The 12,861-nt window shown below is 66.8% G+C and carries 13 protein-coding genes; 6 read left to right on the top strand and 7 right to left on the bottom strand.

Annotation, left to right across the window (positions count from 1 at the left end):
- Window positions 1-235: 235 nt before the first annotated feature.
- The 3 genes from GVL61_RS17755 to GVL61_RS17745 all read right to left on the bottom strand — a co-directional run bounded on the left by GVL61_RS17755 (window position 236) and on the right by GVL61_RS17745 (window position 3,814).
- Window positions 236-1,438 carry an NAD(P)/FAD-dependent oxidoreductase gene (locus GVL61_RS17755; RefSeq protein ID WP_159981999.1) on the bottom strand — a complete coding sequence of 401 codons (1,203 nt, stop codon included), beginning with the start codon at window positions 1,436-1,438 and terminating at the stop codon, window positions 236-238.
- A gap of 28 nt (window positions 1,439-1,466) precedes the next feature.
- Complete coding sequence (locus tag GVL61_RS17750) at window positions 1,467-2,237, bottom strand: arylmalonate decarboxylase (RefSeq protein WP_159981998.1); 771 nt, start codon at window positions 2,235-2,237, stop codon at window positions 1,467-1,469.
- A gap of 113 nt (window positions 2,238-2,350) precedes the next feature.
- Window positions 2,351-3,814: an aldehyde dehydrogenase family protein gene (locus tag GVL61_RS17745; RefSeq protein WP_159981997.1), complete on the bottom strand. Its 1,464-nt coding sequence runs from the start codon at window positions 3,812-3,814 to the stop codon at window positions 2,351-2,353.
- Between the two features lie 164 nt (window positions 3,815-3,978).
- On the opposite strand from GVL61_RS17745, the gene GVL61_RS17740 reads away from it, so the two are divergent.
- Complete coding sequence (locus GVL61_RS17740; protein ID WP_159981996.1) at window positions 3,979-4,266, top strand: DUF1330 domain-containing protein; 288 nt, start codon at window positions 3,979-3,981, stop codon at window positions 4,264-4,266.
- A 4-nt stretch (window positions 4,267-4,270) separates the two neighbouring features.
- Here the strand turns inward: GVL61_RS17740 and GVL61_RS17735 are convergent, their stop codons facing one another.
- The 3 genes from GVL61_RS17735 to GVL61_RS17725 are packed head-to-tail and all read right to left on the bottom strand — an operon-like array spanning window position 4,271 to window position 8,510.
- The gene (locus GVL61_RS17735; protein WP_159981995.1) at window positions 4,271-5,197 is read right to left on the bottom strand and encodes an alpha/beta fold hydrolase; all 927 of its coding nucleotides are present in this window, start codon (window positions 5,195-5,197) and stop codon (window positions 4,271-4,273) included.
- Window positions 5,194-6,264 (bottom strand): DUF3089 domain-containing protein, encoded by a 1,071-nt coding sequence (locus GVL61_RS17730; protein WP_159981994.1) that lies wholly within the window; start codon window positions 6,262-6,264, stop codon window positions 5,194-5,196. The genes GVL61_RS17735 and GVL61_RS17730 overlap by 4 nt, the downstream gene beginning before the upstream one ends.
- Before the next feature lie 2 nt (window positions 6,265-6,266).
- The gene (locus tag GVL61_RS17725; protein ID WP_159981993.1) at window positions 6,267-8,510 is read right to left on the bottom strand and encodes a TonB-dependent siderophore receptor; all 2,244 of its coding nucleotides are present in this window, start codon (window positions 8,508-8,510) and stop codon (window positions 6,267-6,269) included.
- Between the two features lie 198 nt (window positions 8,511-8,708).
- Between GVL61_RS17725 and GVL61_RS17720 the strand changes: the two genes are divergently transcribed.
- The 5 genes from GVL61_RS17720 (at window position 8,709) to GVL61_RS17700 (ending at window position 12,581) form a co-directional block, all read left to right on the top strand.
- The gene (locus tag GVL61_RS17720; protein WP_159981992.1) at window positions 8,709-9,752 is read left to right on the top strand and encodes a class I SAM-dependent methyltransferase; all 1,044 of its coding nucleotides are present in this window, start codon (window positions 8,709-8,711) and stop codon (window positions 9,750-9,752) included.
- Window positions 9,749-10,045 carry a hypothetical protein gene (locus tag GVL61_RS17715; protein ID WP_159981991.1) on the top strand — a complete coding sequence of 99 codons (297 nt, stop codon included), beginning with the start codon at window positions 9,749-9,751 and terminating at the stop codon, window positions 10,043-10,045. Before GVL61_RS17720 ends, GVL61_RS17715 begins: the two co-directional genes overlap by 4 nt.
- Before the next feature lie 127 nt (window positions 10,046-10,172).
- Window positions 10,173-11,087, top strand: a complete 915-nt coding sequence (locus tag GVL61_RS17710; RefSeq protein ID WP_159981990.1) for a polysaccharide deacetylase — start codon at window positions 10,173-10,175, stop codon at window positions 11,085-11,087.
- The gene (locus tag GVL61_RS17705; RefSeq protein ID WP_159981989.1) at window positions 11,084-11,956 is read left to right on the top strand and encodes an oxaloacetate decarboxylase; all 873 of its coding nucleotides are present in this window, start codon (window positions 11,084-11,086) and stop codon (window positions 11,954-11,956) included. Before GVL61_RS17710 ends, GVL61_RS17705 begins: the two co-directional genes overlap by 4 nt.
- On the top strand, window positions 11,946-12,581 hold the full coding sequence (locus GVL61_RS17700) for an isochorismatase family protein (RefSeq protein WP_159981988.1): 636 nt from the start codon (window positions 11,946-11,948) through the stop codon (window positions 12,579-12,581). Before GVL61_RS17705 ends, GVL61_RS17700 begins: the two co-directional genes overlap by 11 nt.
- An 86-nt stretch (window positions 12,582-12,667) precedes the next feature.
- Here the strand turns inward: GVL61_RS17700 and GVL61_RS17695 are convergent.
- Window positions 12,668-12,861, bottom strand: a 194-nt coding sequence (locus tag GVL61_RS17695; RefSeq protein WP_159981987.1) for a transposase, incomplete at its 5' end; no start/stop codon positions are given.

Genomic DNA, 12,861 nt, shown 5'->3' with positions numbered 1-12,861 from the left:
ATTGCCTTCGCGTGCCGAAGCCGTCGGTCTTTCAGGGTGGAATGTGTCCACGCCGCCTAGAGTGTAATGAAATCGTCTCGAACCACCGTTGTCTTTGCGAGCGTAGCTTCTTTAAGTTCGCAAAGACAACGGTGGTTCAAACGGATGTCATACTGACGCATCACGCCCTGGAAATGCTCAAGCCCCCCAAGGGCTTAATCGAGGCCCGATAAGTCAAGCTCATCGGGCCTCGGGATCAGCCGATCGCGGAGGCCTGATCCAGGCTTTCGAACATCGCCTGACGCAGCAGGTACGCCCGGCGCTTTTCGTCATCGCCGAGCAGCGCGCGCATGGCGGCTTCGCGCTTGACGTGGGTCTCGCCCTGTCCGGCGCGCATCGCTTCCATGTTCTCCATGGTCTGGCGCTGGGTGAAGTCGAACGTCACCTTGCGGCGCTGGCGGTCATAGAGGTCGAGCAGGTCGGTGCTGGCGCCGCCCTTGATGATCTCCACCAGCTTGCTGCACGCGTTGAAGGCGTCATGGATACCGCTGTTCATGCCGAAGCCGCCGAGCGGGTTGTTGAGGTGGGCGGCGTCGCCCACCAAAAGCACGCGGCCGTTGCGGAACTGCTTGGCGACGCGCTGGTGGACGCGGTAGATCGTGCGGTGCTCGGTTTCCACCGCCGCCCCGTCGCCCATGATGCCGTCGAACACGGCGTTCTTCTTGGTGTCCGAGCGCAGGAACTCTTCGCTCTCCTCATGCGCGGGGACGAGCACGCGCCACACCGAAGGCACGCGCAGCAGCACCATCCACTCGTCCGGATCGGACACGTAGTTGACATGGGCGAGACCGGGCATGGCCTCTTCGATCGGCCAGGTGGTGCTGAGCGTCAGGAAGCGTTCGGGGTAGGTGAAGCCGTCGAATTCGGTGCCCAGCCACTTGCGCACGATCGAACTCGCGCCGTCCGCGCCGATCAGGTAGTCGGCCTTGACGGTCTCGATGCCCATCGGGCTTTCGAGATGCACCTCGACGCCGCTGTCGTCCTGCGCGAAGTGGACGACGCGGTGGTTGAACAGCACTTCGGCGCGGTCCAGCGTGGCGAGCCGCTCGGTCAGCATCCGGGCAAGATGGTACTGCTCGCACTGGATGCGGAACGGATAGCGGGTGACGTCCGAAATCTCACCTAGGTCGAAGGCAAGGATCTCGCCGCTGCGGCGGTCGCGCCAGTGGTAGACCGGGGCCTTGAGGCCCTTTTCGATCAGCGCCGGGGTCACGTCCAGTTCGTCGAGCATTTCGAGCGTCGGCGGGTGGAAGGTGCTGGCGCGAAGGTCCTGGGCACAGTCGGCGCCGGCTTCGGCAAGCACGACGTCGATGCCGTGGCGGGCGAGATAGGCGGCGGCGACCGCGCCGACGGGGCCGCCGCCGGCAACGACGACCTGGGTTCTGCGGGTGGTGGTCATGTCTGTCCTGTCGGGAAGGGAATGGAGATCAGAAGTCGGTGAGGAGGCGGCCGAATCCGGGCATCCGGTCGGCGATCCCGTTGGCGCGCAAGGCGTGCCAGTAGGTGGCGGCGTTGATCGCGATCACCGGCTTACCCAGCCACAGCTCCGCAGCGGCGGCGAAGGCGACGGTCGAGAGGTTGGTGCCGACCTGCACGATTGCCTCGATGTCGTCCCCGTCCAGCGCGTGGAACCCTTCGCGCATCCGGGTCTCGGGCACCTGAGCGATCTGCGTCCACGAGCGGCACTGCAGGGGCAGGTCGCGCACCACTTCGTAGCCATGGTCGGCGAGGTAGGTCTTCACTTGTGCATTGGCGCTCGGCCAGTAGGGCGAGATCACCGCGACGCGGCGGATGTTGCCATATGCCTTGAGCGCGGCGACTACGGCTTCGGCCCCGGTCGATACGCCGATACCGGCGATGCCCTCGATTTTCTCGCGCCATTTGCGGCCGCCCTCGGCGCCGCCGTAGAAGGTGACGGCGGACATGCCCATGACGAGGTAGTCGGGGCGGCAGCTGAGCACCCCCGTGACCGCGGCGGCGGTGTTGGCGTCGATTTCCATTGTGCCAGCCATGAAGGTCTCGTCCGAGACCGCCTGTGCGTCATCGACCACGATGCGGCTGTAATGGTTGGTCACGCCGTAGGGGCGCATGGCGTCGAAGTCGGGCTGGACCACGGTGTTGGTGGATGGGCCCAGAACGCCGAACAGGCGGCGGAAGCCGAGGCTGTCGGGTCCGCGCGAGGGGTGTTGCACGGTCATCGGATGTTCCTTGCTGCGATGTTCTTTTGTCGGTTCACGCTAAGGCGCGCGGTGCGGGCGGGCGAGGATTTGAACGGGCGATGATCGACAGGCGACAAGGCCCGCCGCCCGGCTCAGACCCGCGCGTTGATCAGCATCGCGCGGGCATGTTCGAGCACGCCGAAATGCGCGTAGTCCATGCCCAGGCCCGACTGCCTGGCGAAGGGCAGCGGCAGTCCCGCACTGTAGGCGCCGTGCTGGTTGACCCATGCCGAGCCGCACTCCAGGCGCGAGGCAAGGGCGATCGCGCGCTCGACGTCGGCACTCCACACCGATCCGCCGAGGCCGTATTCGCCGGCATTGGCGAGAGTCAGCACGTCTTCGTCATCGGTGAAGGGCATGATTGGCAGGACCGGCCCGAACTGCTCCTCGTCCACCAGCGGCATTCCGGCAGAGCATCCTTCGACCAGCGCGGGGGCCATGAAGAAGCCCCTGGTGGTTTCGGCAAAGGGCTCCTGGTGGACGGTGCAGCCGCGGCCGGCGGCGTCCTGCGCAAAGCCGGCGACGCGGTCCAACTGGGCCTGGCTCTGGAGGGGGGCCATCGTCGAGGCGGGGTCGAAGGGCGATTCGGCGGTGGCGTTCTCCATCAGCATCAGCAGGCGGTCGCGCACCGCGCTGTAAAGGCTTTCGTGGACATAGAGACGCTTGATCGCGGCGCAGAACTGGCCGGCGTTCTGCAGCGAGATGGCATAGGCGCAGGCCGCGACGTCGGCAGGGTCGGCATCGTCCAGCACGATCGCCGCATCGTTGCCGCCGAGTTCCAGCGTCAGTTTTTTGAGCGTCGGCGCAGCGGCGGCGGCAATCAGGCGGCCGGTGCCGGTCGAGCCGGTGAACGAGATCTTGGCGATGCCGGGGTGGGATGCCATCGCGGCGCCGACAGCGGCGTCGCCGGTGATGGTGTTGTAGACCCCCGCCGGGAAAATCTCGCGCGCGAGCTGCCCCATGAACAGCGCCGAGAGCGGCGTCTGCGGCGCGGGCCTGAGGACCAGGGTATCGCCCGCGAGCAGCGCGTTGGCGATCTTGGCGACGGCGAGGATCACCGGCGCGTTCCACGGCGCGATGGCGCCGACGACGCCGAGCGGCCGGTGGACGAGGCGGGCCCGCAGCCCGGCGCGGTCATAGACGGTTTCGGGCAGTTCCTGCGCGGCGATGGTGCGCACGAAATCGACCGAAAAGAACACCTCGCTCCAGGCGCGGCGCAGCGGGCGCCCGGTTTCGGCGGCGATGATGAAGGCGAGCGCCTTGCGGTTGCGGTGGAGTGCGTCGGCGAAGGCTTCCAGCCGCTCGCGCCGGGCCCCCCACGACAGCGCGGCCCAGCCGGGGTAGGCGGCGCGCGCGGCGTCCACGGCGGCGTCCACGTCCGAGACTTGCGCCTCGGGGCACTCGGCGATGACCTCGCCGTCGGCGGGGTGGATCACGGGCCGCCGCCCGGCGGCGACGTCGCGGTTGCCGATGGTCTGTTCCAGGCGCAGCGATGCGATCCAGCCCGAGACACTGGCGGGCACTTCGCTGTAAATCGTCTCGGCTTCCTGCATCATCGTCGTCGCACTCCCGGTTGATCCGGTCGGCCTATCACGGCGGCGGGAGGCGTGGCGCTTGCCAGAACGGCGACTAGTCGCACCGCGATTAGCGCGGGCAACGGCGGTCTGGAGGAGGGGGCCGTGCTGCTAGGGCAGGCCGGGCGAAATACAGGAGATCCAGCATGCACGGCGCCTTCATCCTCACCACCGTCGTCGTCAACGACATCGCCGCATTCGCCGAATACCGCGCTGCGGTGGCGCACGTGAACGCGAAGCTGGGCGGCGACCTGCTGGTGCGCGGCTCCGTCAGCGAGGTGCTGGAGGGCGACGCCGAGGCGGGGGAAGTCGTTGTCGCGCTAGGATTTTCGGACGCGGAGACGGCGCGTGCCTACATCGCTTCGTCCGAATACGCCGCGCTTGCGCCGCTGAGGGCGAAAGCGGGGCGCTTCGTCATCCGGGTGGTGGGCTGAGGCTTCAGGCGTCCGCGTCGAGGAAGGCGCGCATCGCCGCCGCCACCTCGACCGGGCGTTCCTGGTGGACGAACGACCCGGTTTCGGCGAGTTGGACGATCTGCGCGTCGTGGCGCATCGCTTTGCCCGTCTCGACATACTTCACGTAATGGCCCCGGTCGCCGTAGACGAACAGCAGCGGAGCGATCGTGCGGCCCAGCGCGGCCTGCGTGTTGAGCAGGCCGACGCCGCGCTCCGAAGGGCGGATCCAGCGGTCGGCGCGGGCGCGGCTGGCGTCCTGCTCCACGTCGACCGAGGGGACCAGCGTGCCGAACCCGGCGGCGCCGCCTTCGCGGGCGCGGGGAACCGGGCGCCAGTCGGCGGTGTAGACCTTGGCGTCGCGCTTCTTCTCCAGTTCGGCGAGCGCGGCGCGGTCGTAGCCCGAGAACAGGCTGACGCTGGCGAGCACCAGCTTGTCCACCCGCTGCGGCCACAGTGCGGCGATTTCGGTCGAGACCACGCCGCCCAGCGAATTACCCGCGAAGCTGGCGCGCTCGATGCCCAGTTCGTCGAGCGCAGCCAGCAGCATGGCCGCGGTTTCGGGTACGGTCTGTACGTAAGGCGGCGGGGTTGCCATCGCCGAATCGCCGTGGCCGGGGAGGTCGAAGGCGATCACCCGGCGCTTGTCACCGAGGAGCGGGGCGACGCCCCGCCAGTCGGCCGCCCAGCCGCCCAGCTTGTGCAGCAACACCACCGGCGCGCCGTCCTTCGGCCCTAGCGCGCGCCAGGCGAGGCGGCCCCCGCCGCGCTCCACGAAACCGCTCTGCGTCCAGGGGCCTTGCGGCTCGACCGGAGCGGCGCGCGCGGTGCTTGCCAGCATCGGCGCGGCAAGCGGCAGGGCAGCGGCGGCGCCTATCAGGGTCCGGCGGCTGAGGTAGGGCGTGCTGGTCATCGGTGCTCCTTGCGCCAATTGAGGGCGCGCAACGTGGCATTCGCGGAAATGTCACCCCAGAACAGGGCGATATCGTGCATGTGAAGACTGCCGTTCGGAAGCGGCGGCGTCTCGACGCCGGGCGAGGGCTGGACGCGCAGCACGCCGTCCTGGCACCGTGCGGCGGCGGGATGGGCCATCATCGGCGCTGGTGGCTTACCCTGCTGTGCGGTGGGCAGCATTCCCTTGCCCTCTGCGGCAAGGGCAGCAGGGCGGGCGGCGTCGAAGGTGATGGGATTTACACAAACGATGGCCGGGTCGCGGCCGGGCACGGCATAGTCCGCTACCGAGCGGGCGGTCCACGCAGTGACGTCGGCGTCCTGGGTAAAGCCGTTCCACGAGACGAGGCAACGCGTCTGGGCAGGCGTCAGGCAGGGTTGCACGTCCAGCGGCAGCGCCCCGGCCGGGATGCCGATGCCAGGGAGGTAGGCTGCGACCAGCCGCCCGGCGAGCGGGGTTCCGGCGATCTCCTGCTTCAACAGCCGCAGGCCTAGCAGGGCGCCCTGGCTGTGGCCGGCAAGGATGAAGGGGCGGTCGGGGTTCTCCGTCAGCCATGTGCGAAAGGCGCGGCGCACGTCGTCGTAGGCGATATCGTAGGCCGCCGCGCCGCGTCCGTCGCGCTCGACGAAAGCGCGGCTGGAGGCCTGCCGGTAGAACGGCATGAAGCGGCGGCAGCAGGCGGCGAAGGCATTAAGCTGCCGGTCGGTGACACTGTCGCGCGTCCAGGCGCGGGTCGCCTCGTCGTCCATCCGCTGGTTCCATGCCTGCGACAGGAACGTCGTGGGATGGATATAGAATACATCCACATCGCGCGGCGGCGACGCAGGCGAAGCGGCGCCGCGAAGCGCCCAGCTTTCGGGCCGGGCATAGTCGGGCGCCGGCCCCGCATCGGCGCCCGGCCCCCCGGGAGCGGCCACCGATGCGGCCACCGATGCGGCCACCGATGCGGGCGCGGATGCGGATGCAGCCGGTGCGAGGCACAGGGCGAGCGCTGCGCCCAGGACCGCCCTGATACCTCGCCTCGTCACGATCAGAACGCTGCCTCGAGGCTGGCACCGATAACCCGGCCGTTCCCGATGAAGCCTGTGGTGAAGCTGGTCGAGGGATAGAACTCCGGCTCGTTGACCGAGGACATCACATACCGTTCGTTGAACAGGTTCTTGGCGAAGATCGCCAGTTCATACCCGTCCTTCTTCCAGCCGATGCGGCCGTTCACGAAGGTCTGCTCCGGCACCTTCTGAAGCGCGATGGCGTTGGTCGCCTGCTCCGAGCGGTACGACATGTCGGCGTGGAGGTAGATTTCCGAGGTCGCCAGCGGGATCGTGTAGGTGCTGGCCGCCGAGATCTGGTGCGCCGAGATGCGCGGGATCATGAACCCGCCCACGTCGATGCCGGTGCCGACCTGCGTCAACCCGCAGACCGCCGCCGTCGGGCAGATCCGCGACGAACTGTAGTCCACCGTGCCCTTGTCCCACTTCGAATTTGCGTAGTTGTAGCCGAACGAGACGTCCCAGTCCGGCGTCGGGCGGAGCGCTGTCGAGAACTCGAAGCCCTTGACGCTGGCCGATCCGATGTTGGTGACAGGGTTGGTCTGCCCGATGACCGAGGACGGCACCGCGATCTGAACGTCGGTCCAGTCGATGTAGTACGCTGCGACGTTGATGATCACCCGGCCGCCGAGGAAGGTGTTCTTGCTGCCGATCTCGAAGCTGGTGTTCTTTTCCGGCCCGTAGGACTGCTCGCTCACCACCGAGGTGTTGTTGAAGCCGCCCGACTTGGTGCCGCTGGCGACGACCGCGTAGAGCATCCTGTCCGGGTTCCACTCCCAGTTGCCGGTCACGCGGTAGGTGCCGTAGGAGAAGTCCTGCTCGGGCGCGAGGACCGCGCCGGTCAGGCGGTTGGTGTAAGTTCCGTCCTTGTCTTCCCAGGTCCAGCGGCCCTGCGCTTCGATGCTGAGCGTCGGCGTGATCTTGACGTTGGTGAGACCGAACACCGACTTCATCGTCGTGTTCTCGATGTTCACGAGATCCAGCGACGGGGTCACCTGGTCGTAACCGTAGCCCACCTTTACCGACTGGTTGGCCTTACGGTCATAATAGTAGCCGCCCAGGGCCCAGTCGAAGACCTTGTTGCCGTAGGATTCGAGCCGCAGTTCGCTGCTCGCCTCGCGCACCGGGCCGACGTAGGGCTGGGTGAATCGACGCTGCGCCGTGGTCAGCGTGCCGCCGTAGGAATTGAGGTGCTGATCCTGCAGCGCAAACGTGTCGTACTTGGCATAGGAGCCGGTGTAGCGCAGCGCCACGGGGCCGAAGTCGTAGCCCATGCGGCCGATGACGAGGTTGGTCTTGCGCTTGGAGTAGGAGCCCGGATCGACGTTGACGGCATCGGGCGCCTCCAGCGTGCCGCAAGCGAAGCGGCGGTCGCTGCCGCCCCGGTTGGGCAGGACGACCGGCGAGATGGTGCCGCCGCAATCGTTCGTGAACATGTAGTTCGCGCCGCCGTCCATCTTGTCCTGATAGTGGTAGTAGAACAGGTTGGCGGTGAAGCCGGTGCCCGGATCGAAGTCGACCATGCCCGAGCCGGAAACCTTGTAGTCCCAACCGCCAAGGTTCGATCCCTGCACGTTCTTGATCGTGCCGCCGAAGTGGGAATAGGTGCCCACGCCCATGATGCGCAGCGAGTTGGTGATCGGCACGGAAATCTTGCCGGCTACTTCATACATGTTGTCGGTGCCGACCGAGGCCTTGATCCGGCCCGAGAGGTGATCGGCCGGGCGGTCGAGCACGTAGTTGATCGCGCCGGCAAAGGCATTGTTGCCGTAAAGCGCGCTTTGCGGACCCTTGATGACCTCGACGCGGGCGAGGTTGAACAGGTCGATGTCGAGGTTCGACTTGGCCGAGAGGTACACCCCGTCAAGGAACACGCCGACGTTGTTGTCGAACGTGGTCGAGGTGATGTTGGTGATGCCGCGCATGGCAGGGGCCGCGAGGCCGCCGGCGTTGCCCGAGTTGAAGGTGACGCCCGGCGTCATGCGCACCACGTCGTCGAGCGACTGCGCCCCGGCCTTGACCAGCGCGTCCTGGGTAACGGCGGCGACGGCGGCGGGAATCGACTGGATCGTCTCCTCACGCTTGCGGGCGGTGACGACGATGTCACCTCCGGTCGAGGTATCTGCCATGGCGGGGGTGGCAGTGTCCTGGGCCATTGCCGGCATGGCGAGGCTGGTGGCGAGTGCGATGGCGACAGCCGATCCGGCCATCCAAATGGTTTTCATGATATGCTTCCCCCCTAACGGGCTATTGTGCCGGCTTCATCGACCGGTGTTGATCTGGCCGGCCCTTGCTGTCACACCTCCGGGCCGAGCCAAACGGCCGGACATGCGGATTGTCGCACTGCGAATATGTGGTGGTGGATTGCTGGCCCCATTGCCTCGGGCATGCCAACCGGCAGACAGCTAGATGGAGAGCGAGCTATGCAGTTCAGCCTCGGTCAGCGCGGCCGCGCGCTGATGGATTTCGAAGTTACGACGCGGCTTGCCGCCTCGCGTTTGCAGCAGCAGGTCGAGGGCGAACTTGCGGAAAAGGGTTTCGTCGCCGAAACGCTGCCTGAGGATATGGAGCAGCGCCACCGTGTGATCGATGCGGCTCTTGCCGCCTCGCCGGCTTTCCAGGCCCGTGCCCTGCTGGGCGAATGGACGGCCAAGCAGCACGGCAGAGCAGCCGAGCAGGCCTTCACCGAGGTCGAACACACGCTCGTGCCGCAGTTGGAAGCGCTGCGCGAGGGCGGTACAACGATCACCGCACACGATTTCACGCCGCCGCACTACTGGTCGAAGGTATGGTTCCACCGCACGCGCGGCGGCTGGGACGCGGGACCATGGAACGGTTTCATCCACGGTGAACTGGTCCACAAGAAATATGTCTCGAAGATATTTCCGGGCGACATCTATGGCAATCGCCGTGCCATTCTGCGCGCCCTCCCGCGAGGCGACTATTCCCGCATCCTGGAAATCGGAACGTCCTCGGGACATCATTCCTCGGCCATCGCCGAGGTATTCCCCGATGCGAAGCTGACCGGCATCGATCCTTCGCTCCGCATGCTGGAGCAGGCACAGCGCGTCGCCAACGAGAAGGGCCTTGCCTGGGACCTGCATACCGGGATGGGCGAGGACATGGCGATGTTCGGCGATGCCAGCTTCGACCTCGTCACCGCCTATGCCATCCACCACGAGATGCCGGTGAAAGCGATCGAGGCAATTTTCGCCGAGGCATTCCGTGTGCTGGAGCCCGGCGGCGACATGGTCATGGCCGATGTCGCGCGCACGCAGAGCCTGGACAGGATGACCGCGTGGCGCTTCGACTGGCTGGCCCGATGGGGCGGCGAGCCGTTCTGGCGCTCTACCGCCAAACTGGACATGGAACCGATGGCCCGCGCTGCCGGCTTCGCCGACGTACGCGGCTGGCAGCCCAATCCGGGGCGCGACCCCTACATCATCTACGGACGCAAACCGGCATGAGCGACGATACCTTCACCCTGCCTGCCGCCGCGACCGGCGGCGACGTCACCGCCGAACGGCAGATCCTGCCGCCCGCCCGCATCGATGACGTGGCCGAGGCCGTGCTGGCGCTTGCCCGCGAACTGTGGGTCGTGGCGGACCGTCAGATCGTGACCGAAGCGCTGCTCGCCAGGCACGGCATCACAGCGCGGGACATAGACGCCTTGCAGCCCGATCCCGAAACACAGACGCGGCTGGACACGCGCCGGCACCAGATCATCGACAACCTGCTGGTCGCCCTCAAGGCCGGCTGACAGCCCTCGCAGCGTTGCTCGACACGCGAGCATCGCGGCATCGATCGTTAGCTGCCGGCCTGCGGCCAGTCCTACTCTGGCTTCTCGCCCGCACCCGACTCGTCCAGAACGCACGGAGATTCTTGCGATGGAATACGATTACGTCCCGCTCCCGCAGCGCAAGCCGCTCAAGTGGCCAAACGGCGCACGCGTCGCGCTTATGCTGACGTTCAATCTCGAAACCTGGGACATCACCAAGGACACCGACAAGCCCTATTACGCGGGCGGCCCGGCGATCCTGCCCGACATCCTGCCCGGCAACGTCGCCGATTTCCCCAATTACAGCTGGCGCGAATATGGCCAGCGCGTGGGGATCTGGCGCCTGTTTGACCTGTTCGACGAACTGGGCGTGCCTGCCACCTGCACAACCAACGCCGTCACGTTCGAGCGCCGCAAGGCGATGACCGACGCCGTGCTCGAACGCGGCTGGGAACTGCTTGCCCATAACTGGGAACAGGGCGAACTGCTGACCGGTTTCGCAGGCGATCCCGCCAAGGAGCGCGAGATCGTTCTGCGCAGCCTCGAGCAGTACGAGAAGTTCACCGGACGCAAGGCCAAGGGCTGGCTCTCGTCTTCGCTGCGCGGCACGATGCAGACCGCCGGCATCCTCGCGGGAGAGGGCTGCACCTTCTACTGCGATATCATGAACGACGACCAGCCGTACCTGCTGCGCACGGACAACGGCCCGATCGTCTCAGTTCCGTACTCCAACGAGATCAACGATTTCACCTTCATTACCCGCAAGAACTTCACCACCGACCAGTTCCGCGATGCACTGATCGAAGAGCTCGACGTGCTCTATGCGGAAGGCGCCAAGACCGGGCGGATCATGAACGTGGGCCTGCACCCTCACGTCTCGGGCCGCGCGCACCGCGTCCGCGCCCTGCGCGAGTTCATCGAACACGCGAAGTCGCTTCCCGGCGTGTGGTGGGCGACCCGCGAGGAGATCGCCGCGTGGTACCTCGAAAACCACGAGGACCATATTCCCGGACAATTGGGATGAGCCATGTCGCGCGTCTCCGCACCCGGTTGGCCGAACGGACAACACGCGGCATCGTTTCGATGCCGGGGTGCTGGGACGCGCTGACGGCGCTGTTGGTCGAGCGGGCCGGGTTCGAGGCGGGGTTCGTCTCTGGCGCAGGACTGTCGATGGCGATGCTCGGCCGCGCGGACCTCGGCCTCGTGCCTGCGGACCGTGTGGTCGATACGATCGCGCTGATGCGCGATGCTACCGAGTTGCCGCTTCTCGCCGACGGTGACACCGGCTTCGGTAACGCGCTCACGCTCCAGCGCTTCGTGCGGATGCTCGAGCGCGCCGGGGCGAGTGCGGTGCAGATCGAGGACCAGACCTTCCCCAAGCGCTGCGGCCACATGCCCGGCAAACAGGTGGTAGCACTTGACCAGGCGGTAGGCCGCGTGCGCGCCGCGCTCGATGCGCGCGGCGAGATGCTTGTCGTCGCCCGCACCGACGCGCTCGGCGTCGAGGGCCTGCCCTCGGCTATGGAACGCGCCGAAGCATTTCTTGCGGAAGGCGCCGACGCGGTATTCATTGAGGGGCCGCGCACCATGGCAGAACTTGCGCAAGTGGCGCAACTCTTCGCCGGGCGTGTGCCGTTGGTCCACAATCTGGCGGCGGGCGGGATTTCTCCGACCGATGATGAGGCAGTGCTGGAGGAGCTTGGCGTGGCGGTTGCCTTGCACCCGCTGCTGCTCATGGGCGGCCTCGCGACTTGCGGCCCGCGCTGGCTGGCCGGGTTGGCCGAGGCGCGTTCCTCACGCAGGCTGCGCGCCGAAACCGGCGAACTTCACGATCTCAACGAACTGACCGGCGCCAAGGCGCTGCTTGACCAGGGAGCACTTTATGGCTGCTGAGCCGCACGATCTCGACAGCGACTATGTGGGCGCCGGCTTTGGCGGCGGACTGGAGCCGGGTAAGCGGCCGGCATTGCTGCTGGTGGACATGGTCATGGCCTACCTCGACCCGGCCTCTCCGCTCTACGCACACGGTGAGGCGGCGCTCGAGCGGGCCGTGCAATTGGCCGCAGCGGCGCGTGCGGCCGGGGTCCCGGTGATCCTGACCAATGTCGAGTACCGCGACGGCACCGAGGGCGGCATGTTCTTCCGCAAGGTGCCGGGCCTGAAAAACTTCATGGCCGGCTCCCCGCTCGGCGCTTTCCCCGAGGCGCTGACCCCGCAGCCGGGTGACCGGGTGCTCACCAAATTCTATCCCTCGGCCTTCTTCGGAACCGCGCTGGCGTCGATGCTGGTGGCCGAAGGCGTGGATACGCTGCTGATCGGCGGCTATTCGACCTCGGGCTGCGTGCGCGCGACGGCGCTGGATGCCCTGTGTCACGGCTTCGTCCCGCTCGTCGTCGGCGATGCCTGCGCCGACCGGGCGGCTGGCCCGCACGAGGGCAACCTGTTCGATATCCGCGCAAAGATTGGCGAAGTCGTCAACAGCGAGGCTGCCCTTGCAGTGATTGCGGCCACGGGTTGATGAAGGTCACCGCACCGCGTTGACCACGGCGCCATGATGCCTTTGCTCGGCCCGGGCGAGCGGGAACTAGGCTCAGGACTCGTTGATCAGAGCCAGAAGAGCACTGTGGCAGCGAGAGCGAGGGCGGAGAAGAAAACTGTTGGGCAGCGGTCGTAGCGGGTTGCGATGCGGCGCCAGTCCTTCAGGCGGCCGAACATGATCTCGATGCGGTTGCGGCGTTTGTATCGGCGCTTGTCGTATTTGACGGGCAAGGAGCGGGACTTGCGGCCCGGAATGCAGG

It is taken from the genome of Novosphingobium sp. 18050, assembly GCF_902706195.1.
Classification (GTDB): Bacteria; Pseudomonadota; Alphaproteobacteria; order Sphingomonadales; family Sphingomonadaceae; genus Novosphingobium.
The sequence above is the reverse complement of the archived record's forward strand: the minus strand, read 5'-3'. Positions and strand labels throughout refer to the sequence as shown.

Coding starts and splice junctions, on each gene's coding strand:
- GVL61_RS17755 (WP_159981999.1), bottom strand. CDS start 1,438: ATGACCACCACCCGCAGAACCCAGGTCGTCGTTGCCGGCGGCGGCCCC.
- GVL61_RS17750 (WP_159981998.1), bottom strand. CDS start 2,237: ATGACCGTGCAACACCCCTCGCGCGGACCCGACAGCCTCGGCTTCCGC.
- GVL61_RS17745 (WP_159981997.1), bottom strand. CDS start 3,814: ATGATGCAGGAAGCCGAGACGATTTACAGCGAAGTGCCCGCCAGTGTC.
- GVL61_RS17740 (WP_159981996.1), top strand. CDS start 3,979: ATGCACGGCGCCTTCATCCTCACCACCGTCGTCGTCAACGACATCGCC.
- GVL61_RS17735 (WP_159981995.1), bottom strand. CDS start 5,197: ATGACCAGCACGCCCTACCTCAGCCGCCGGACCCTGATAGGCGCCGCC.
- GVL61_RS17725 (WP_159981993.1), bottom strand. CDS start 8,510: ATGAAAACCATTTGGATGGCCGGATCGGCTGTCGCCATCGCACTCGCC.
- GVL61_RS17720 (WP_159981992.1), top strand. CDS start 8,709: ATGCAGTTCAGCCTCGGTCAGCGCGGCCGCGCGCTGATGGATTTCGAA.
- GVL61_RS17715 (WP_159981991.1), top strand. CDS start 9,749: ATGAGCGACGATACCTTCACCCTGCCTGCCGCCGCGACCGGCGGCGAC.
- GVL61_RS17710 (WP_159981990.1), top strand. CDS start 10,173: ATGGAATACGATTACGTCCCGCTCCCGCAGCGCAAGCCGCTCAAGTGG.
- GVL61_RS17705 (WP_159981989.1), top strand. CDS start 11,084: ATGAGCCATGTCGCGCGTCTCCGCACCCGGTTGGCCGAACGGACAACA.
- GVL61_RS17700 (WP_159981988.1), top strand. CDS start 11,946: ATGGCTGCTGAGCCGCACGATCTCGACAGCGACTATGTGGGCGCCGGC.